The organism is Anaeromyxobacter terrae (genome assembly GCF_022690685.1).
Taxonomy (GTDB): Bacteria; Myxococcota; Myxococcia; order Myxococcales; family Anaeromyxobacteraceae; genus Anaeromyxobacter; species Anaeromyxobacter terrae.
The window spans coordinates 1-21,543 of the sequence record NZ_JALCYY010000073.1; the positions used below are offsets into that span (position 1 = coordinate 1).

Annotated in this window: 16 protein-coding genes; 12 read left to right on the forward strand and 4 right to left on the reverse strand. The window is 74.9% G+C overall.

From position 1 onward, the window contains the following. Positions 1-2,611 (reverse strand): protein kinase domain-containing protein (locus tag MNY62_RS22210; RefSeq protein ID WP_242346527.1); only part of this gene is annotated, 2,611 nt, incomplete at its 3' end. A 91-nt stretch (positions 2,612-2,702) separates the two neighbouring features. Here MNY62_RS22210 and MNY62_RS22215 point away from each other — a divergent pair. The 12 genes from MNY62_RS22215 to MNY62_RS22270 all read left to right on the forward strand — a co-directional run bounded on the left by MNY62_RS22215 (position 2,703) and on the right by MNY62_RS22270 (position 16,931). Further along, the gene (locus MNY62_RS22215; protein ID WP_242346528.1) at positions 2,703-4,760 is read left to right on the forward strand and encodes a S9 family peptidase; all 2,058 of its coding nucleotides are present in this window, start codon (positions 2,703-2,705) and stop codon (positions 4,758-4,760) included. Positions 4,761-4,814: 54 nt separating this feature from the next. Next, positions 4,815-5,849, forward strand: a complete 1,035-nt coding sequence (locus tag MNY62_RS22220; protein ID WP_011984441.1) for a rod shape-determining protein — start codon at positions 4,815-4,817, stop codon at positions 5,847-5,849. Between the two features lie 242 nt (positions 5,850-6,091). Then, positions 6,092-6,868, forward strand: coding sequence for a hypothetical protein (locus MNY62_RS22225; protein WP_242346529.1), 777 nt, complete (start codon positions 6,092-6,094; stop codon positions 6,866-6,868). Between the two features lie 9 nt (positions 6,869-6,877). Next, complete coding sequence (locus MNY62_RS22230; protein WP_242346530.1) at positions 6,878-8,620, forward strand: M14 family zinc carboxypeptidase; 1,743 nt, start codon at positions 6,878-6,880, stop codon at positions 8,618-8,620. Between the two features lie 216 nt (positions 8,621-8,836). Next, complete coding sequence (locus MNY62_RS22235; RefSeq protein WP_242346531.1) at positions 8,837-9,142, forward strand: hypothetical protein; 306 nt, start codon at positions 8,837-8,839, stop codon at positions 9,140-9,142. A gap of 233 nt (positions 9,143-9,375) precedes the next feature. Beyond that, positions 9,376-11,088 (forward strand): NapC/NirT family cytochrome c, encoded by a 1,713-nt coding sequence (locus MNY62_RS22240; protein WP_242346532.1) that lies wholly within the window; start codon positions 9,376-9,378, stop codon positions 11,086-11,088. Positions 11,089-11,208: 120 nt separating this feature from the next. Beyond that, on the forward strand, positions 11,209-12,117 hold the full coding sequence (locus MNY62_RS22245) for a cytochrome c3 family protein (protein WP_242346533.1): 909 nt from the start codon (positions 11,209-11,211) through the stop codon (positions 12,115-12,117). Next, positions 12,114-13,604, forward strand: coding sequence for a sensor histidine kinase (locus MNY62_RS22250; RefSeq protein WP_242346534.1), 1,491 nt, complete (start codon positions 12,114-12,116; stop codon positions 13,602-13,604). Before MNY62_RS22245 ends, MNY62_RS22250 begins: the two co-directional genes overlap by 4 nt. A 115-nt stretch (positions 13,605-13,719) precedes the next feature. Continuing rightward, entirely contained in the window at positions 13,720-15,093 is a 1,374-nt protein-coding gene (locus MNY62_RS22255) for a sigma-54-dependent transcriptional regulator (protein WP_242346535.1), read from the forward strand. Beyond that, the gene (locus MNY62_RS22260) at positions 15,090-15,692 is read left to right on the forward strand and encodes a GNAT family N-acetyltransferase (RefSeq protein WP_242346536.1); all 603 of its coding nucleotides are present in this window, start codon (positions 15,090-15,092) and stop codon (positions 15,690-15,692) included. The genes MNY62_RS22255 and MNY62_RS22260 overlap by 4 nt, the downstream gene beginning before the upstream one ends. Positions 15,693-15,696: 4 nt before the next feature. Further along, positions 15,697-16,002: a Dabb family protein gene (locus MNY62_RS22265; protein WP_242346537.1), complete on the forward strand. Its 306-nt coding sequence runs from the start codon at positions 15,697-15,699 to the stop codon at positions 16,000-16,002. A gap of 98 nt (positions 16,003-16,100) precedes the next feature. Beyond that, entirely contained in the window at positions 16,101-16,931 is an 831-nt protein-coding gene (locus MNY62_RS22270; protein WP_242346538.1) for a S66 peptidase family protein, read from the forward strand. Positions 16,932-16,961: 30 nt separating this feature from the next. On the opposite strand, the gene MNY62_RS22275 is transcribed toward MNY62_RS22270, so the two are convergent. The 3 genes from MNY62_RS22275 to MNY62_RS22285 all read right to left on the reverse strand — a co-directional run bounded on the left by MNY62_RS22275 (position 16,962) and on the right by MNY62_RS22285 (position 21,465). After that, complete coding sequence (locus MNY62_RS22275; RefSeq protein WP_242346539.1) at positions 16,962-17,894, reverse strand: PD-(D/E)XK nuclease family protein; 933 nt, start codon at positions 17,892-17,894, stop codon at positions 16,962-16,964. Between the two features lie 466 nt (positions 17,895-18,360). Next, a complete protein-coding gene (locus MNY62_RS22280) occupies positions 18,361-19,746 on the reverse strand; it encodes a sensor histidine kinase (RefSeq protein WP_242346540.1) in 1,386 nt (461 codons plus the stop codon). 204 nt (positions 19,747-19,950) lie between these two features. Continuing rightward, positions 19,951-21,465, reverse strand: a complete 1,515-nt coding sequence (locus MNY62_RS22285) for a M16 family metallopeptidase (RefSeq protein WP_242346541.1) — start codon at positions 21,463-21,465, stop codon at positions 19,951-19,953. Between the last annotated feature and the right edge of the window lie 78 nt (positions 21,466-21,543).

Genomic DNA, 21,543 nt, shown 5'->3' on the forward strand with positions numbered 1-21,543 from the left:
ATCCCCGGGCGCTGCGCGGAGGAGCTCCTCGGCCGCGCGCGCGGCGAGGGCGCGGGCCGCCGCGGCGCGCTCCGGAGCCGGCGCGGGCGCGCGCGCGAGGAACGCCTCCGCCCTCAGCGAGACCTCCTCCGCGCCGCAGGGTGGCGCGAGCGCGATGGCCCTGAGCGCCGCCTCCTCGGCGAGCGGTCCCGCTCCCTCGATCCGCCGCTCGAACGCGGCCAGGTAGCGGACCTTCCCGTCGGCCGCCTCGAAGAGCGCCTCGCCGAGCCGCCTGGCGGCAGGGTCGAACGCCGCGATGCCCTCCGGGGCGGCCGCGGCGGCCGCCGCCTCGGCGATGCGTCCGGCCTCGAGCAGGACCGCGTCGCGCGCGGCCGCGCCCGGGATCCCCTCCGCGTAGCCGGCCGCGAGCTCCAGCGCCGCCGCGGCGCGAGAAGCCCCGGCGAGCGCGCGCACGAGCGAGAGGGCCGCCTCGCCCGAGGCGGCGTCCGCGCCGAGCGCGAGGGCCGTGTACCCGCCCGCGCCCTCGAGGGCCGAGACCTCGAGCAGGACCGGCGCGGCGCGAGCCGGCGCGAGCCGGCGCGAGCGAGACGAGGAGCGGCGCACCGCCGGGCGCGGAGAGGTCCTCCGCGAGCGGATCGTCTCCGGCGGGGAGGACGGCGGCCCCGCCGCGCGTCGCCCGGCGCGCCACGAGCGCGACCCCGGGATCGGGCACGAGCACGACGAGCGCCGGCGGGGGCGCTCCCTCCAGGCCCGCGGCGAGCACGTCGGGATCGTCGGTCGAGGTCTCGCCGCGCAGCGGCGCCCCGGCGCGGAGCGGGTTCCGAGCCGCGAGGGCGGCCCACTCGGCCTCGGCCGCTCCCGGCGCGGGCGGGTCGTCGGGCTCCAGCTCCTCGCCCGGCGCCGCCTCGGTGAGCCTCACCACGAGCCGGTAGTCGTCCTCCGGCCGCTCGACGGGCGGTGCCCCGGGCGCGTGCCGCTCGCGCACCGCGAGGTAGTAGGTTCCGCGCGACACCGCCGCGACGAGCCGCTCCCCGCCGCCCGGGCCGGCGCGATCCGCGGTGGCGACGAGCGGCGCCGCGCCCCCCGCGGCCCCGTCGGGCGCGCGGTGGAGCGTGAGCGCCACGTCGAGGCCGGGGAGGCCCGCCCCCGGAGCCGCGCCCGCCCACTCCGCCACGAGCGCCGTGCGCGGCCCGGCCTCCGGCACCTCGACGCGGAACACGTCGACATCGCCCGCGTCGCGCCCGCGCCGCTCCCCGATCCGGCCGAGGAGCTCGGCCGCGCCGCGCGCCGCCGCGCCGTCCGGGCCGGGCGGGAGCGGGAGCGGGTTCGCCTGCTCGGGCCGGTCGTTCGGCTCGTGCTCCCTGCCGTCGAAGCGGCTCGCGGGGCGGAGCGCGCCGGGCAGCGCCGCAGCGAGCCGGGGAGCGCGCGCGGCGAGGAGCGCATACGCTGCGTCCCAGCGCCAGGCGAGCGCCGTCCCCGCGGCGAGCGCCGCGAGGGCCCCGGCGAGCGCGAGCGGCGCCACCCGCCCCGCGCGCAGCGCGCGCACCTGCTTGCCGAGGGCGTCGAAGTCCTCGCGGCTCGCGAGCCCGAGATCGCCCTCGAGCGCCCGCGCCGCCGGGCGGGGGCGGCCGGTGAGCGCGAGGAGCGCCTCCCGCATGGCGTCGGCCGAGGGGAAGCGATCCTCCGGGCGCTTCTGGAGCGCGCGGTGCACGACGTCGGCGAAGGCGCGCGAGACCCCCGGCGCGACCGACGCGAGGAGCGGCGGCGCCTGCGAGAGGTGGGCGGAGACCACCGCCATCGGGCTCGGCGCCGCGAACGGCGGCCGTCCCGCGACGAGCTCGTAGAGCACGCACCCGAGCGCGTACAGATCGGCGCGACCGTCCAGCGCGGCGCCCCGGGCCTGCTCCGGGGCGAGGTAGGCCGGGGTGCCCACGATGGCGGCCGCGCCGCCCGCGGAGTCGTCGCGGAGGGCCGCGATGCCGAAGTCGAGGACCTTCACGAAGTCCTCGCCCGCCCGCGTGCTCATGAGCATCACGTTCGCGGGTTTCACGTCGCGGTGGACGACGCCTGCGTCGTGCGCCTCGGCGAGCGAGCCGAGGATCTGCTGGCCGACCTCCCGAGCGCGCGCCTCGGAGAACGGCCCGCTCCTCGCGAGCGCGGCGGCGAGGTCCTCGCCCGGCACGTACTCCATGGCGAGGTAGAGCCCGCCCTGCGGGCCGACCTCGCCGAAGTCGAAGACCGCGAGGGTGTGCGGGTGCGACAGCCGCGACACGGCCCGCGCCTCGGCGAGGAACCGCTCCGCAGCGGCCGGCTCGCGCGCGAAGTCCTCGCGCAGGAGCTTCAGCGCGAGCGTCTTCCCCATGCGGATGTGCTCCGCCTTGTAGACCCGGCCCATCCCGCCCTCGCCGAGGAGCTCGAGCAGCCGGTAGCGGTCGGCGATGACCCCGTCCGACCCGCGCCGCCCGGCGCGGCGTCGCGCGCGGGCGGTGCCGGCCCGGAGCGACGCTCCGCACGCCGGACAGAAGTTCGCGGTCCCGCGCGACGGATCGGCGAGGTGCCCGCAGTGGGCGCAGGCCAGGGAGGGCTCCGGGGCGGGCTTGCGACGCGCCATCGCTCGCGCGGAGCGTAGCGCGCAGAGCCCCCCCGGCAAAGCTCTCCGCGCCGTTCGGACCGGGCGCGCTCACGTGGTAGAAGGGCGCTCCATGCTCACCTCCGCCCTCGCCGCGCTCGCCGTGGCCGCGGCCGCGCCCCGGCCGTTCACGGTGGACGACCTCGTGGCGCTCCCGCGCGTCGGCGCGCCGGAGCTCTCGCCGGACGGCGCCCTCGTCGCCTTCACGGTCGGGCGACTCACCGGCACGGGCGACCGGATCGTCTCCACGCTCTACGTCGCGCCGGCGGCCGGCGGAGAGCGCCGGCAGCTCACCGATCGTGACGAGCGCGTCTCCTCGCCGCGCTTCTCCCCCGACGGCAAGCGCCTCGCCTTCGTCTCGACCCGCGGCGGGACCCCGCAGGCGCACGTCGTCGACCTCGCGACGGGCGAGCTCCGCGCGGTGAGCGCGCTGCCCGGCGGCGTGAACGAGCTCCTGTGGGCGCCGGACGGGTCCGCGCTCCTCGTCACCGCGGACGTGGACCCGAGCTGCGGCGCCGACGCCGACTGCAACGCCAAGGCGGACGCCGAGGCGAAGGGCAAGCCGCGCGTCGCGACCCGCCTGCTGTTCCGCCACTGGAACGAGTGGCGCGAGCGGCTGCGCACCCACGTGCTGAAGGTGCCGCTCGACGGCGGCGCCCCCGCGGACCTCACCCCCGGCGATCGTGATGCTCCGCCCGCCGTTCGGGGTCGCGTGGACGACCTCGCGGTCTCCCCCGACGGGAAGACGCTCTACTTCACCGCGGTCGCCGACGCGCTCGAGGCGTCCTCCACCAACGCCGACCTCTTCGCCGTGCCGCTCGCGGGCGGCGAGGCGCGCCGCGTGACGAGCGGCCCGGGCTGGGACGCGAGCCCGCGGCCCTCTCCCGACGGCAAGCGGATCGCCTGGCTCTCGCAGGCGCGCGGCGGCTACGAGTCGGACCGTGTCCGCGTGATGGTGGCCGGGACGGACGGGAAGGACGCGCGCGACCTCACCGCGGGCGCGGAGCTCTCGGCGGGCGACCTCCACTGGGCGCGCGGCGGCGCGGCGCTGCGCTTCGTCGCGCTCACCTCCGGCTACCACGAGCTCTACGAGGTGGACGTCCGGAGCGGGAAGATCGCGAGGCTCGCCGGCACGCCCGCGCTCGACGATCGACCTCGGGTGAACGTGCAGTCGGTGTCCTACTCGGCCGACGGCGCGCGCGCCGCGGCGCTCGTCGACGGGACGACCGCCCCGCCCGAGGTCGCGGTGCTCGAGGGCAGGCCGGGCAAGGCGCGCTGGGCCCTGCGCACGCGGCTCGCGGCGGACGCGCTCGCCGGCGTCGCGCGCCCCACGCTGCGGCCACTCGAGGCGACCTCCAAGGACGGCACGAAGGTGTTCGGCTGGATCGTCCTGCCGGCCGACCATCGCGAGGGCGAGCGGCACCCCGCGGCGGTGCTCGTCCACGGCGGACCGCAGGGCGCCTGGGCCGACGCCTGGACCTCGCGCTGGAACGCCATGCTGTACGCGGCGCGCGGCTACGCGGTGGTCCTGCCGAACCCGCGCGGCTCGACCGGCTACGGGCAGGCCTACGTCGACGCCGTCTCGCGCGACTGGGGCGGCAAGCCGTACGAGGACCTCATGGCCCTCGTCGATGCCGCCATCGCCCTAGGCGCTGTGGATGGTGAGCGCATGTGCGCGGCGGGGGCGAGCTACGGCGGCTACATGGTTCACTGGCTGAACGGCCAGACCGACCGCTTCCGCTGCCTCGTCTCGCACGCCGGGATCTTCGACCTGGAGGCGTTCTTCTACCGGACCGAGGAGCTGTGGTTCCCGGAGTGGGAGTTCGGCGGGACGCCGTTCGACCAGCCGGGCGACTACCAGAAGTTCTCGCCCTCCAGGTTCGTGCAGCGCTGGCACACGCCCACGCTCGTTTCGGTGGGCGAGCTCGACTACCGCACCACGGTCGATCACGGCCTCGCGGCCTTCACGGCCCTGCAGCGGCGCGGGATCCCCTCGAAGCTCCTCGTCTTCCCCGACGAAGGGCACTGGGTCTCGAAGCCGAAGAATGCGAGAGTGTTCTACGATGTTGTGCTCGGGTGGCTCGACGAGCACATCGGCCCCGCGGCGAACGTCTCCGCGAAGGCGCGCTAACCTCCCGAAACCGCTTGCCGTTCGAACCCGCCCTGCCATAATCCGGACCCCGCCGTGCTCAACTGGCTTCACAACATGCTTTCGCGCGATCTCGCGATCGATCTCGGGACCGCGAACACCCTCATCTACATCCGCGGCATGGGCATCGTCTCGAACGAGCCCAGCGTCGTCGCCGTCCAGCAGGACGCGCGCGGCGGCCGCAAGGTCCTCGCCGTGGGTAAGGAGGCGAAGGAGATGCTCGGGCGCACGCCCGGGAACATCGTCGCCATCCGCCCGATGAAGGACGGAGTCATCGCCGACTTCGAGGTCACGGCGGCGATGCTCAAGTACTTCATCCAGAGCGCGCACAACCGGAAGAGCTTCGTGAAGCCGCGCATCATCATCGGCATCCCCTCGGGGATCACCGAGGTGGAGAAGCGCGCGGTGCGCGAGGCGGCCGAGAGCGCGGGCGCGCGCGAGGTCTATCTCATCGAGCAGCCCATGGCGGCGGCGATCGGGGCGGGCCTGCCCATCACCGAGCCCTCGGGCAACATGATCGTCGACATCGGCGGCGGCACGTCCGACGTCGCGGTGATCTCGCTCGGCGGCATCGTCTACAGCCGCTCGGTGCGCATCGCCGGCGACAAGATGGACGAGGCGATCATCCAGCACATCAAGCGTAAGTACAACCTCCTCATCGGCGAGCGCACCGCCGAGCTCATCAAGATGGGCATCGGCACCGCCTATCCGACCGAGGAGGAGCTCACGATGGACATCAAGGGGCGCGACCTCGTCGCCGGCGTGCCCCGCACGCTGACCGTCACGTCCTCCGAGATCCGCGAGGCCCTCAGCGAGCCCATCAACGGGATCGTCGAGGCGGTGAAGGTCACGCTCGAGCGGACCCCGCCCGAGCTCGCGGGCGACATCGCCGACCGCGGCATCGTGCTCGCCGGAGGCGGCGCGCTCCTCAAGAACCTCGACGTGCTGCTCCGCGAGGAGACCGGCCTGCCGGTGTTCCTCGCCGAGGACCCGCTCTCGTCGGTGGTCATCGGCGCGGGCAAGGCGCTGGAGGAGCTGGACATCCTCAGGCAAGTGACCGCGCACGGGTAGGCTCGGCGCACGATGCCGGGCCTGCGGCGGGCGTCCTCGCTCCTTGCGCCTGCGGCGTACGGAGGCAGTACGCCTCGGCGCGCGTCGCTGCGGTAGCCCGCCTCGGCTCCGGCCTCGTGTGCCTCTCGAGCCGAACGCGAATTGACTCGCTCGGCGCGGCCGAGCAAGACCCGGCCGCCTCCACGCATCGTCCAGCGAGGGCCTCGCGCCCGGACCTCGGCGCCGTTAGGTCGTGCCCGGGCATGGGACCGTTCGACCTCGAGGGCTCGCCGATCGCGTTCGCGCTCGCCGGGCTCGTCGTCGCCATCGCCTTCGCGTTCGGCGTCGCCGCCTCGACCGAGCCGCCCCAGCCGCGCGACGAGGGGGCGCGCCTCGCGTACGCGGAGTGCCTCGTCACCGGCCGTGACCGGGTCGCCTGCGCGCCGCGGCGCGACGCGGCGCTCACCCTCTGCGCCGCGCGCCGGACCATCGCCGAGTGCGAGGAGCTGCTCGCCGAGACCGACCGATCCCCGGAGCAGGTCGTGGCGGAGGCCGAGGACACGCGGCTCGCCGGTCCCCTCCACGGCAGCACCCGCCGCGCGGCGGTGGGCGCCGCCCTCGCGCTCGCCGCGCTCGCGGGGGTCGTCCTCTCGCGCCGGCCGCGACCGGCGAGGGTGGCGCGGCTCGCGGCCGGGGCCGTCGCCGGGCTCGCGCTCGCCTCGGTGCCGGCCCTGGCGGCGGCGGCGTTCGGCGTGCTCGTGTCGGCGGTCGTGCCGCGGAGCGAGGTCGCCCTGGTCGGCTTCGGCCTGTTCGTGGCGACGTTCGCGGCGGTGGTGGGGATACCCGTCGCGGCCGGCGTGGCGGACGCGTCGCAGCGACGGCGAGAGCGTGTGCACGCGAGCCTCGCGGTGGTCGCATGTGGGATGTCGCTCTGGATCGTGCTCGTCGGGCCCATCCCGGCGGGCCTCGCCGGCGTCCTGCAGGCGATCTCGGCGGTGGCCCTCGCACTCGCAGGCTATCTCGCCCCGCGCTCATTATGATGCGCGGCCATGCCCATCGCCCCCGCGGCGGCCCTCGCGGCCGCCCTCCTCGCCGCCGCCCCCGACCTCGCCACCACCGCCGAGCGCACCGGCTTCGAGCGCACCGGCCGCTACGACGAGGCGGTCAGGCTCTGCCGTGACTTCGCCCGCGCCTTCCCGCGTCGCGCCCGCTGCACGAGCTTCGGGGTGACGCCGGAGCGGCGCGAGCTGGTGGCGCTCGTCGCGAGCGGGGACGGCGTCCTCACCCCCTACGCCGCTCGCGCGCGGAAGCGCCCGGTGGTGCTCTTCCAGGGCGCGATCCACGCGGGCGAGCTCGACGGCAAGGACGCGGGCTTCATCCTGCTCCGCGAGCTGCTCCAGAAGGGCGGCGGACCGCTCGCGCGGGTCACCGCGGTGTTCGTGCCGGTCTTCAACGTCGATGGGCACGAGCGCTTCGGGCCGCAGCAGCGGCCGAACCAGCGCGGGCCGCTCGAGGCCGGCTGGCGCGCCACCGCCGCGAACCTGAACCTGAACCGCGACTACGTGAAGGCGGATGCGCCGGAGACGCGCGCGATGCTCGCGCTCCTGCGCAAGTGGGATCCCATCGTGTACGCCGACCTGCACGTCACCGACGGCGCCCAGTTCCAGCACGACCTCGCGGTCATGGTCGAGCCGCGCCACGGCTACGCCGCGGCGCTCCGGGCCGAGGGCGCCGCGCTCTCCGAGGCGCTCCTCGCGCGCCTCACCGCCGCCGGCCACCTCCCGGTCGACTTCTACCCCTCCTTCCGCGAGGACGGAGACCCGGCGAGCGGGTTCTCCCAGGGCGTGCCGCCGCCGCGCTTCGGCCACGGCTACTGGGCGGCGCAGGACCGGATCGGCATCCTCCTCGAGGCGCACTCGTGGCGGCCGTACGGCGAGCGCGTGAAGGGCGCGGTGGACTTCCTGCGCGCGCTCCTCGACCTCACCGCCGAGCGCGGCACGCGCTGGCGGGCCGCCGCCGAGCGCGCGGACCGCGAGGCGCCCGCGCTCGCCGGGCGCGAGGTCGCGCTCGCCTTCGAGCCCACCGGCGAGGCGACCCCCCTCGCCTTCCACGGCTACGCCTACGTCCGCGAGCCCTCCGTCGTGACCGGGGCGCCGGTGACGCGCTACGACGAGTCGCGCCCGGAGCTCTGGAACGTGCCGTATCTCGCAGCGCTGCGCCCGGCCGCGAGCGCCGTCCTCCCGAAGGGCGGCTGGGTGGTGCCGGCCGGCTTCGCCGAGCCGGTCGCGGCCAAGCTCGCCGTGCACGGGGTCCGCTTCGAGCGGCTCGGCGGGGCGCGCCCGACGCGCGAGGTGGAGGTCTTCCGCGCGACGGAGGCGAAGTTCCGCGCCGAGCCGTTCGAGGGGCGCCAGATGCTCTCGGTGAAGGGGGCGTGGTCCTGCGAGCGGCGGGCGATCGGGGCGGGCGCGCTGTTCGTGCCCGTCGCCCAGCCGCACGCGCTCGTCGCCGCGCACCTCCTCGAGCCCGCCGCGCCCGACGCGCTCCTCGCGTGGGGGACCTTCAACGCGGCGTTCGAGCGGAAGGAGTACATCGAGGACTACGTGCTCGAGCCGTTCGCCCGGGAGCTGCTCGCGAAGGACGCGGCGGTGCGCGCGGCGTGGGAGGAGCGCCTCGCGGATCCGGCCTTCGTGGCCGACCGGCGGGCGCGCAGCGAGTTCTTCTTCCGCAGGCATCCGGCGTGGGACGAGGAGTACCAGCGATATCCGGTCGTACGGGTCGACGCGCGTCCCTGAGCGGAGACCGTCGCGCGGCGCGATGTGGAGCGCGCCGCGCGATGTCGTCCCGCCCCGGCGGGCTGTCGGGAGATCCCGACTGCGGATCGCGCAAGCCCGCGACATGAGGCGCCGCGATCCTGGCAGCGCTCGTGCAATGAGGAGCGGGCACGGCGGACGCGACGCGGTGGCGCTCGCCGGAACCTTCCAGACCGCAGCGAACCAGGAGATCTCGTCATGCAGAGCAAGACCCCTTCCCTCATCGGTGCCGGACTCGCCCTCGCCCTCTTCCTCGCCGTCGCGCTCCTCCCGTCGATGCTCTACGGCGGCTACGCGGGCGTGCTCCTCGCCGGCGGCATCTTCGGCACGCCGCTCGAGCCGACGTTCCTCGTGCGCGCGCTCATCGTCTTCGGGATCGTGCTGGGCGTCGCCGGCGTGGGCTCGCTGTTCGCGGTGATGGGCGCCGCCGCCGGCGCCGGCGTGGGCGCGCTGACCTCCCTCGCCGCTCGCAAGCCGGCCGCCCAGGAGGCGTCTCCCGAGTAGCCGCGCCGCCGCCGTGCCGCTCGACTCGTCGCGGGCCCGGGACCCCTCCGGGCTCGCGCCTTTTCTCACCCGGTGTGCGCGAACGCGCAGCCTTTCCCGCTGGGACCGATTGCGCGCAAGTCTTGCGACCTCCCATCGATTGATTTCGCGCAATCGTCCGTGATTACGAGATCTTAACTCTGGAGTCTGTTTGGGTGCAGGGGCATGTCCGTTGCACCCGCCGAACCCCGCCTATGCGAGCCATTCTCCTCTCCTTCGCGCTCCTCCTCGCCTCGACCGCTCGCGCGGACGAGCCGAAGCTGCCCAAGGGCAGCGACACCTGCCTGCAGTGCCACTCCCCCGGCGGCGACGGCCCCGCCGTCCCCCCCGACACCTTCGCCAAGTCCATCCACGCCCAGAACGGCGTCGGCTGCACGGACTGCCACGCGGGCTACACGGAAGAGCACGCGATGGGCGGCACGCTCCCGGCGCTCTCCGACGCGGAGCAGAAGTTCGTCTCCCGGCTCGAGAAGGCCAGCTGGGTCGAGGGCGAGAAGAAGGTCAAGGTCGCCTCGCCGCGCGCCTACCTCGCCTGCCAGAACTGCCACACCGAGCAGACCGACGCGTTCGCCGCCTCGGTCCACTCGAAGTGGCTGCGTGAGGACGCGAAGGTCGCAGGCCCGACCTGCGCCTCCTGCCACGGCTCGCCGCACGCCGTCCAGGCGATGGCGTTCTACGAGCCGAAGGCCGGCGCCCGCCAGCCGGTCCCCGAGGATCGCCGCGCGATGGCGAAGCGCTGCGAGGCCTGCCACGGCAACGAGGAGTTCGCGAAGGAGGCCGGCCTCAACCCCGAGGCGGCGGTCACCTACCACGACTCGATCCACGGCCGGCTCGTCCGCGTGGGCAACGCCTACGCGCCGGTGTGCGTGAGCTGCCACGCGGCGCCCGCGAACCGGGGCGGCACGCACGCGATCGTGTCGAAGATCGACCCGAACTCGATCGTGAACGTGAAGAACCGCAAGGACGCCTGCGCGCGCTGCCACGCGGGCGCGACGGACAGCTTCGCGTCGCTCATCGCCCACAAGACGCCGCAGGAGACGACGGGGCACCCGGTCCCGCACATCATCCACATCGTCTTCTCGTACCTGACCACGCTGACCCTGTTGTTCTTCGCGTTCCACGTGCTCGTCGACTTCATCTACGAGCTGCGCCAGCGCGTGAAGGCGAAGGCCGGCCACGGCCCCTCGGTCGACGCGGTGCGGAGCGTCATCCGGTTCGACATCCACCAGCGCATCCAGCACTGGTTCATGCTCTCCGGCGTGATCCTCCTCGGCATCACCGGCTGGCCGCTCCGCGGCGCCGGGACGTTCGGCAACGCGCCCATCATCGGCGGCAGGGACGCGGCGCCCTACTCCGAGGCGTTCATGAAGATCTTCGGCGGCGCGGAGGGCGCGGCGCTCTGGCACCGCGTCGGCGCCGTCCTGATCATCATCTCGTCCGTCTACCACCTCTTCTACCTGACGTTCCTCGCCGCCCAGAAGCGGCTCCCGCTCTCCATGCTGCCCGGGCCGAAGGACGCGCTCGACATGCGGGACAACATCCTCTTCATGCTCGGCGTGAAGAAGGAGCGGCCCAGGTTCGACCGGTACATGTACCTGGAGAAGTTCGACTACTGGGCCGTGTTCTGGGGCATCGTGATGATGGTCGGCACCGGGTTCATCTTCTGGTTCCCGGCCTTCTTCGCGGCGTGGGCGCCGAGCTGGCTCATCACCGCCGCCCTCATCATCCACGGCGAGGAGGCGACGCTCGCCATCCTCTTCCTGTTCGTCGTGCACTTCTACAACGTGCACCTGAAGCCCTCGATCTTCCCGATGAACTGGGCCTGGCTGAACGGCCGGATCAGCGTGGAGATGATGAAGCACGAGCATCCGCTGGAGTACGAGCGGATGAGCGACGACCACAAGTAGTTCGCCCGCCCAGGGGGCGAGCGTCAGGGGGCCGCGCGGGAGACTGCGCGGCCCCCCTCTTTTTCCCCGCGGGCGCCGGCGCGCCTCCGGGGGGCGGGGCGGGATAGAATCGCGTCCCCCATGCGGCTCTCACGCCCCGCGAAGACGCTGGCCCTCGCCCTCGCCGCCTTCGCCGTGGCGGCGCTCGCCGCCGGCCTGTGGCGGTTCAAGCGCTACGTCGACGAGGACCCGCGCCTCTGCGCGACCTGCCACCAGTCGAGCCCCGAGTTCGCGCTCTGGATGGGCGGCACGCACAAGAGCGTCGCCTGCCAGCGCTGCCACCACTCGAAGCCGGAGGAGGGCGTCGCCATGCTCGGCGCGTTCCTCCTCGGCAAGGCGCCGGCGGGGCACGGCGGCGTCGAGATCGGCGCCTGCGCCGAGTGCCACTTCTCGCACGACCCGCGCTGGCCGCAGGTGGGGGGCTCGCGCGGCCACAAGATCCACTACGAGCAGCACAAGATCGCCTGCGTGCGCTGCCACGCCGCGAGCATGCACGGCTTCGAGCCGATCGCCGCGAAGTGCGCCGAGTGCCACCCCGGCCACGCCGTCCGCGTCCACGGCATGGAGGGGATGCACTGCTTCGCCTGCCACGAGTTCCTCGGTGATTCCCCCGGGCTCCGTCCGACGCGCCGCGACTGCCTCCGCTGCCACACCGCGCAGGGTATCCACGCGCCGGTGAGGGAGCACGGCGCCAAGATGGCGATGGCCTGCGCGAGCTGCCACCGGCCGCACGCCCCGCCGGGCGAGACGCTCGTCTCCTGCACGCACTGCCACGACCTCGCCGCGACGCGACGCGCCGGGCTGCACGCGAACGCCGCCCACGCCCGCTGCGTGGACTGCCATCCCCCGCACACCTGGTCGGCGGAGCCGGTCAGCTGCGAGCGCTGCCACGCGCACGCGAGCACCCACGCGAACGGGAAGACCTGCACCGCCTGCCACGCCTTCGCCGGCGCGCCGCGGCCACCGCAACCGCAGGAGACGGTGCCGTGACCCTCCGGCTCAAGCTCTTCGTCCTCATCGCCGCGGTCATCATCTTCGCGATGAGCGGCGTCACCGCGGTGGCGCTCTGGCGCGAGGTGGTCCGCGGCCAGGAGCTCCTCGCGCGCGAGGGCGTCGCGATCGCCTCCACCGCGGCCACCGCCGCCGCCCACTGGGTGCGCGCCGAGGGGGTGGAGCCGGGCGGCGAGGCCGCGCTCCCCGCGGTGCTGGAGCGGGTGGTGGCGAGCGCGCCGCTCGACCGCGCCTGGATCGTCGATCGCGAGGGCAAGGTCCTCGCCTGCGTCACGCGCACCGAGGAGAAGTGCCCCGAGGGCGTGCCGCCCAGCGAGTTCCAGCTCGCCGAGGCGCCGCTGCAGGCGCTCGGGCGGCTCCTGCGGCCCGAGGGCATCGTGGCCTCCGCGCCCATCCTGCGCGGCGGGGCGGTGGTGGGGGCGGTGCGGGTGGACTTCACGCACGAGGAGGTGATCGGCAACGCCCGCAACCTGGCGTGGGGCGCGAGCATCGTCGCCGCCTTCTGGATCTTCGTCGGGCAGCTGCTCGCCGCGATCTTCCTCCGCCGCGTGACCCAGCCGCTCGTGCAGCTCTCCGAGGCCGCCGAGACGCTCGTCGAGGAGCGCGGCGTGCGGCTCGAGGAGCCGGAGGAGCGCGAGCTCGCCGACCTCGTGCGCGCCTTCAACGACATGTCCCGGCGGCTCGACGACCGGCGCGCCGAGAACCAGCGGCTCATCGCCGAGCTCGAGGAGCGCGTCGCCCAGAAGACCCACGAGGTGCTGCGCGCCGATCGGCTCGCGACGCTCGGCGGGATCGCCGCCGGCTTCGCGCACGAGCTCGGGAACTCCCTCAACGTCATCCGCGGCTACGCGTCGGTGGCGGCGCGCGAGCTCCCGCCGGAGGCGGAGGTGAAGGGCGACGTCGAGGCCATCCGCCGCGAGGTGACGCGCGCGGCGGGGCTCATCGAGCGCTTCCTCGTGTTCGCCCGGGCGCGCACCGTCCACCCCATCGCCCAGCCGGTCGAGCCCATCCTGCGCGAGGCGGTCGAGGTGGTCGGCCCCGCCGCCGCCCAGGCCCGGGTCGAGCGCGTCGTCGAGATCGCGTCCGACCTGCCGGACGTGGTCGCGGACGGAGAGCTGCTCCGCCAGGCGTTCCTGAACCTCTGCGTGAACGCCGTGCAGGCGATGCAGGACCGGGGAGGCGGCACGCTCGTCGCCCGCGCGCGCCGCGAGGGCGACGGGGTCGTGGTCGAGGTGGCGGACAGCGGGCCCGGCATGGAGCGCGACGTGTCGGCGCACGTGTTCGACCCGTTCTTCACCACGAAGGCGAACGGCACCGGGCTCGGCCTCGCCATCGTGCGTCAGGCGGCGGAGGCGCACGGCGGGACGGTGGAGGTCGAGAGCGCGCCCGGGCACGGCGCGACCTTCCGCATCCGGCTCCCCGCCGCGCCGGCCGAGCCGGCCTCCGCGGCGGAGGTGGCGCCGTGACGTCGGGGACCTCTGCGCGGCGAGCTCCGGCGCAGCCGGATGAGGCTGCGCAGGAGCGAGCGGGGGGCCCGGTGGGACGCGTCGTGTGCGTCCCCCCGGTAAGAAGGGAGCGGGCATGACGAAGCCGAACCTCATGGTCATCGACGACCTCGACTCCGCGCGCCAGATGATGAAGCGCACGCTCGGGCGGTCGTACGCGGTGTTCGACTTCCCCTCGGTCGCCGAGGCGCTCCCTGCGGTCGAGCGGGCGGAGTTCGACGCGATCGTGACGGACCTGCGCATGCCGGGGATCGACGGCATCGAGGGGATGCGCCGCTTCAAGGCGAAGGTGCCGGAGATCCCGGTCATCCTCGTCACCGCGTTCGCCACCGTGGAGACCGCGGTCGAGGCGATGAAGGCGGGCGCGTTCGACTACCTCACGAAGCCGTTCGAGCCGGAGGAGCTCGAGATCGTCGTGGCCCGCGCCGTCGAGCACGCGCACATCAAGCGGGAGAACGCGCGCCTCCGGAGCGCGCTCGCCGGCGAGTTCGGGGTGCACGGGATCATCGGCAGGTCGCAGCCGATGAAGGCCCTCGTGGAGATGCTCGAGCGGATCGCCCCCTCCGACGTGCCGATCCTCGTCGAGGGCGAGTCGGGCACCGGCAAGGACCTGCTCGCGCGCGCCGCGCACGCGATGAGCCGGCGCGCCGGTGGTCCATACGTCGCGCTCAACATGAGCGCCATCCCCGAGAACCTCGCCGAGGCGGAGCTCTTCGGCCACGAGAAGGGCGCCTTCACCGGCGCCGAGCAGGCGCGGGCCGGGTTCTTCGCCGAGGCGGAGGGCGGCACGCTCTTCCTCGACGAGCTCGGGCTCCTCCCGCCCGCGCTGCAGCCGAAGCTCCTGCGCGTGCTCCAGGACGGCGAGTACATCCCGGTGGGGAGCCGCAAGCCGCGCAAGGCGAACGTGCGGGTGATCGCGGCGACGAACGAGGATCTCGCCCGCGCCGTGAAGGAGGGGAAGTTCCGCGAGGACCTCTGGTTCCGCCTGCGCGTCGTCCCCCTCCGGCTCCCGCCCCTGCGCGAGCGGCGCGAGGACATCCCGCTCCTCGTCGAGCACTTCGTCGAGAAGCACGCCCTGCGCCTCGGCCGCCCGCCCCTCGCGCCAGACGCCGAGGCGATGCGCGCGCTCCTCGACCACCCCTGGCCCGGCAACATCCGCGAGCTCGAGCACGCCATCGAGCGCGGGCTCCTCCTCGCGCGCGGAGAGGCGATCACCCTCGCCGACCTGCCGCCCGAGCTCGCGCCGCCCGCCGCCGAGGCGAACGCCGGCGGCGCGGAGGGGCGCTACCGGCGCGCGCGCGACGCGTGGGAGCGGAAGTTCCTCGAGGACCTGCTGCGCGAGGCGGGCGGCAACGTGGCGAAGGCGGCCGAGGCGGCCGGCCTGCACCGCTCGACGCTCTACGAGAAGCTCCAGCGCTACGGCCTCGTGGAGAAGGACGCGAAGGCGTGAGCGGCCGCGTCGCCACGGGAGGCGGCGGCCCCGCGCGCCGCCGCGCAGGGGCGCTGCGCCTCCGCACGGGGAGCCTCGGGGACGCGCCCACCGTCGCGCGCGTCATGCGCGCGGCGATCCGCGGACTCGGCGCCGCTCCTCACACGGGCGCCGAGCTCCGCGCCTGGTCCTCGCTCCCGGCGCTGTACCACCGCTGGGCCATGACGGTCGGCGGCGAGCGCTACGTGGTCGCCGAGCGGGACGGCGTGGTCGTCGGGTACGCGGCACGGCGCGGCTCGGAGCTCACCGCCGTCTTCGTCCTGCCGCGCGCGGCCGGCGGCGGCGTGGGGAGCGCGCTCGTCCGGCACGCCGAGCGCGCCGCCCGCCGCGCCGGCGCGCCGCGGCTCCGGGTGCTGGCTGCGCTCGGCGCCGTCCCCTTCTACGCGCGGCTCGGGTTCGAGCCGGGCAGCGCCGCGCGCGCGCCGCTCCCCGGAGGCACCGCGCTCGCCGCGGTGCGCATGGAGAAGCGGCTCGACCGGGATCGCTCCTCCGCGAAGGACGCGCCGGAGAAGGACCGCGGCTTCCGCCGGACGGACGCGGCGCCGCCCCTCGTGAGGTGACACCATGGTGAAGCACATCGTGTTCTGGACGCTGAAGGAGCAGGCGGAGGGCGCCTCGCGCGCGGAGAACGCGCGCCGGGTGAAGGCGGCGCTCGAGGCGCTCGCCGGCCGCATCCCGGGCCTCCTCGAGATCGAGGTCGGGATCGACGTCTCGCGCGGCGAGGCGTCCTACGACGTCGCGCTGTCCTCGTCCTTCGTGGATCGCGCCGCCCTCGATGCCTACCAGGCGCACCCCGAGCACCGCGCCGTCGCCGATCTCATCGCCCGTGTGCGCGAGAGGCGGGCCGTCGTGGACTACGAGACCGCGTAGCGACCTCCGCGCGGCAATCGATGGCGGCCCCGACCGGCAAGGACGTCGTACCTCCTCCGAGCGCGAGGGCTCGGCGCGCGCTCCGGCCTGGAGCCACCGTGGCGGTGATCGCGCCCGGCGGGATGCCGGATCCCCTGCGCCTGGAGCGCGGCCTCGCCGCGGTGCGGGGCTTCGGGTACGCGGTCGTGGAGGGGCCGAAGCTGCGCCGGCGCGCCCGCTACACCGCCGGGACCGCGGCCGATCGCGGCGCCGATCTCGTCTGGGCGCTCACCGCGCCCGGCGTCGACGCCGTCTGGTTCGCGCGCGGCGGGTTCGGCACGGCGCACCTCCTCGCGGCGCTGCCGCCCGAGCTCCCTCCCCGGGTCGTCATCGGCTACTCCGACGCGACGGCGCTCTTCTGCGCCCTCGCCGGGCGTGACGGGCTCCACCTCCTCCACGGCCCGGTGCTGCAGGAGCTCGGCGATCACACCGCGTTCGAGAGCCTCGCGCGGCTCCGCCAGGTGCTCGCGTCGGGCGAGGCGCCGCCGCTCTCCTGCGCCGGTCCCGCGCGCCCGGTGCGCGGCAGGCTCATCGGCGGCAACCTCGCGGTGCTCGCGAGCCTGTGCGGCACGCCCTGGCAGCTCGACGCGCGCGGGGCGATCGTCGTCCTCGAGGAGGTCGCCGAGGCGCCCTACCGGCTCGATCGCCTCGTCACCCAGCTCGTGCAGTCGGGCGCGATCGACGGCGCCGCCGCAGTGACGCTCGGAGAGCTCGTCCGCTGCGCGCCGCCCGGAGAGGCGCCGGGCGCGGCCGAGGACGTCATCGCCGACCTCCTCGCCCCGCTCGGGATCCCGGTGGTGCGCGGCCTCCCGGTCGGCCACGGCCCCCGCAACGACGCGTTCTGGTGGGGCGACGAGGCGGTGCTCGAGGACGGAGCGCTCGCTTTCTGAGCCCGGCTCGCGGGGGCGCGCGCCGGCGCGCTACATCCGCCCGCACGGCCGCCGGAACGGGCAGCGGCGGCAGCCGTCGCGCTCTGCGTGCTGCGGGAACTGGTCCATGAGGGCATGGTTGCGGGCCGGATCGGCGAGCACCGCCCTCATCGCTCCGATGGAGTGGCGCATCTCCGCCTGGCACTTCTCGAGCGCGGCCGCGTCGGCGGCGACCGAGACCGTGTCACCGCCGGCGCCGGCGCCGTTCGCGACGAGGTAGACGAGCCCGCCCAGCACCTGGTCGGGCGGGGCGCTCCACTTCCGCTGCGCGTAGAGCGCGTAGATGCCCACCTGCGTGTGGTCGACGCCGCGCTCCTTGCCCGTCTTCCAGTCGAGGATGCGCACGCGGCCGTCGGCGTCGCGGTAGGCGAAGTCGATCGCGACCCAGATCTTGGTCCCCTCGAAGCTCCACGAGTCGAGCTCGTCCACCGAGAGCCACTGCTCGCGCGGCGTGCGGCGGATTTCCTCGAAGGTGGGGCTCGCGTAGAACGCCCGGAGCGCGCCGTCGACCACGCCCTCGTAGAGCCGCTTCCAGTCCTCGCCGGGCACCACGTCGCCGTACTCGTGCTCGACGAGCCCGACGATGCGCGACGCCTCCCGCCAGTAGCTCTTCTCGCGCGAGGTGGACCACTGCGCCCGCGCCCGGGCCCGGGTCCGCTCGAGCATCCGCTCGAGGGGGAGGAAGTCGCCGGTCACGCGCGCCCGCGAGAGCATCTGCTTCAAGGCGTCGTGCACGACCGAGCCTGCCCACTGCCAGCGCGAGGAGAGCTTCTTCAGGACGTAGAGCTCGCGCACGGGTGAGCCCGGCGCCGCCTCCCAGCCGCCCCAGCTGCCGTAGTACGCGTAGTAATAGGCGCGCCGGCACTCCACGAACTTCTCGTGGCGTGACTTCGACCAGGAGAACTCGTTCTGGAGGTCGGCCATCGTCGGGGTGCTGCGGGCAGGGAGCCCTCGGCCGGCGCAGTCTACTGCGGAGCTCCGACAGGCGGGCACTCCTCGGGCGAGGGAGCGAGCGGCTGGTTTTTGCCGAGGTCGAGGTCGAGGTCGAGGTCGAGGTCGAGGTCGAGGTCGAGGTCGCGGTCGCGGTCGCGGTCGCGGTCGAGGTCGAGGTCGAGGTCGAGGTCGAGGTCGAGGTCGCGGTCGCGGTCGCGGTCGGGGTCGCGGTCGGGGTCGCGGTCGCGCTCGCGGTCGCGGTCGGGGTCGCGGTCGAGGTCGCGGTCGCGGTCGAGGTCGAGGTCGGGGTCGCGGTCGCGGTCGCGGTCGAGCGGATCGGCGCGCTGCGCCCTGGACCGGCGCTAGCTCCCTGCCGGCGTCGAGCTCGCGGTCGTCACGGCAGCGGAGATCGCTCTGGGGTCGGGGGTCGGCGTGAACCGCGGCGCCGACCCCCGCGTCACCCCGCCCGCGCCTCGGCGCGCGGGAGGCGGGCGGCGCGTGGCACCCTCACGAAGAAGGTCGTCCCCTGCCCCGGAACCGATTGGACGTCCACCACCGCGCCCTGGGCCTCGGTGAGGGTCCGCACCACGAAGAGCCCGAGGCCGACGCTCGAGTGGGCACCGGGGAGACCGCGCGGCGCCCGGTGGAACGGCTCGAAGATGCTGGCCCGGATCGCGGGATCGAGCCCTGGCCCCTCGTCGCGCACCTCGAGGCGGACCGACCCGTCCTCTCCGACCGCTCCGACGTGCACCGGCCGGTCCGGATCGCCGTACTTGAGCGCGTTCGACAGGAGGTTCGCGACCACCTGCTCCATGCGATCCGGGTCGAACTGGGCGCGCGTGTCCCCCTCGCGCACGAGCTCGATCCGGTGGCCGCGGGAGTCGCTCAGGTCCTCGGCGACGCGGGCGCAGACGTCGTACAGGTCGGCCTCGCACAGGTGGACCGGGATCTCGGCGCCCGCCTTGGCGCGGCTCCAGTCGAGGAGGTCGCGGATGAGCCGCTCCATCCGCCGGCCGGCGGCGGCGATCCGGCGGGCCGCGCGCTTCGCGTCGTCGGGGAGGTCGGTGCGGGCGAGCGCCCACGCGGCGGTGAGGATCCCGGAGAGCGGGTTGCGCAGGTCGTGGCTCACCACCGCCACGATCCGCTGCTGCACCTCCAGCACGCGCGCCCGCTCCGCCTCTTGCTCCTCGCGCGCGCGGATCTCCTGCCGGACCACCCGCGCGGCGCCGAGGACGAACACGAGCAGGAGCCCGTCGAGCCCGACGAACACCGCGTTGGAGATCGTGCGGGTACGGCGGGCCGAGGCCATCGCGCGGGCGACCTCCGACTCCTCGCGCGCCTCCAGCGCCTCGACCGCGGCGTGCGCCCGCTGGAGCGGAGGCACCGCCTCGGTGGCGCGCAGCATCCGCGCCTCCTCGAGGCGCCCGGCGTCGGCGAGCGCGAGGGCGCGCCCCTGGCCGTCGACGAGGCGTTTCACCGCGGGACGGATCCGCCCGAGGTAGACGCCGTCGTCGTCGATGCGCTCGGCGCCGATCGCGGCGGTGAGGTGCTGTACCGCGTCGGGGATCCTCCCCCGCCCGTTCTCGTAGAGCGCGCGGTGCCGCGCGTCGCCGCCCGCGATGTACGCGTCCAGGGCCGCGTCGGAGACGAGCATCGCCGACTCGAGCTCCTCGAGCGCGAGCTGCGTCTCCGCGGCCATCTCCGCCGCGACGCTCGCGTCGGTGCGCTTCCCGAGGGTGACACCGGAGAGCACGCCGGAGGCGACGAGGGAGGCGATGGCCACGGCGAAGCCGAGCGCGACGCGCTTTGGCAACCCGAACCACCGGCCGGTCTTCCCCCCCATCGCTGACCTCGGAGTGAGGACACGATCCAACACGTGTACGCCTCAGAGGTCATCGTGTCCCGATGTCGCACCCAGGCGAGCGCGCGCGGCTCGCTTGCGTGCAGAAGCGAGCGTCGGTGCGCGCGCGCGCCGCTGCAGGGCGCTGATTTCGCTGGGGCACGCCCCGATGCGCGCGATGACGCAGCGCGGGGCGCGCCTTCGCGCTCAGCGCGCGCCCGCCGCCCGGGCCGGACGCGTCCCGTGCGCCGGGGAGGGGGCGGGGCGTTCATCGACCGGTCCGAGCGGCAGCCCCGCGAGCTGCGGCCGCACGACGGCGGGGTTCGCGACCATGACGACCGTCATGCGGGCGGGGTCGAGGTAGCGCTGCGCGACGCGCCGGACCGCCTCGGAATCGACCTTCCGCACCGCGTCGGCGTAGCCGTTCCAGTAGTCGTCGGGCAGCCCGTGCAGTGCGAGCTCCGCCACGCGCGCGGCGATCCCGCCGGCGCTGGCGAAGTCCGCCGGCAGGCCGAGCACGAGCGCGTCCTTCGCGTCCGAGAGCTCCTGCGCAGGGACCGGCTCCTCGCGGAGGCGAGCGAGCTCGCGCAGGACCTCCTTCACGGCCGGCCCGGTGACGTCGGCCTTCACGCTCCCGGCGACGAGGCTCACGCCGGCGAGCTTGCGCGCGTCACCCATGGCGTAGACACCATAGGTGTAACCCTTCTCCTCGCGCAGGTTGCGGAACAGGCGAGAGGAGGAGCCGCCGCCGAGCACCTGGAAGGCCACCGACGCCGCGACGAAGTCGGGCGAGGAGCGCGGGACGCCGGGCATGCCGACGAGGAGGTAGGTCTGCGGCGCGTCGGGCTTCTCGACGAGGATCGTCCGGTGCGGCGCGGCGGGCGGCGTGGGCGCGAGCGGCCCCGGCGCGGCGCCGCGCTTCCAGCGCCCGAGCGTCGCCTCGAGCAGGGGCCGGAGCTCCGCCTCCGAGACGTCGCCCACCACGACGAGCTCCGCGTTCTCGGGCCGGTAGTGACGCGCGTGGAACTCGGCGAGGTCACGCGGGCGCGTCGCCTTCACGGACGCCTCGTTCCCGAGGAGGTAGTGGCCGTACGGCATCTTCCCCCAGAAGACCGGGATGAACGTCTTCGAGGCGATCGGCTGCGGCTGGTCCCGCTGCTGGAGGAGCGACACGAGCCGCTGGTCCTGCACGCGGTCGAAGTCGCCCTTCGGGAAGGCCGGGTTCATCGTCACGTCGGCGAAGAGCTCGAGGAACTTCGCGAGGTGCTTCGCGAGCACCGCGCCGGAGACGGCGGCGGAGTCCGGGCTCGCCGAGGCGTGGATCGACGCCCCGAGGAAGTTCGTCTCGTCCGAGAGCTGGATCGCCGAGCGGGTCTTCGTCCCCTCGGTGAGCATCGCGGCGGTGAAGCTCGCGAGCCCCGGCAGCCGAGCCGGGTCGCGGCCCCCGCCGGCGCCGACGAGGAGGTTCACCGCGACGACGGGCAGGCGGCGGTACTCGACGAGCCGCACCTCGAGGCCGTTCGAGAGCGCGAAGTGGCGCTGGGCGGGGAGCTCGAGCTTGGGCGCGGGCCCGAGCTGCGGGACCTGCGAGCGGTCCGCTCCGGCCGGCGCAGGCGCGGCGGCCGAGGCGGCGGCGGGCGGGGCTTCCGGCCCCTTCGCGCGCGGGCCGGCGCAGGCGAGCGCCGCGGCGACGAGGGCGACGAGGGCGTTGCGGCGGATCATCGGACGGCTCCGTTCGCGGGCGGGGTCGGCTGGCTGGCGGCAGGGGGCGGCGGGGTCGTCGGGCCGGGCGCCGGCGCG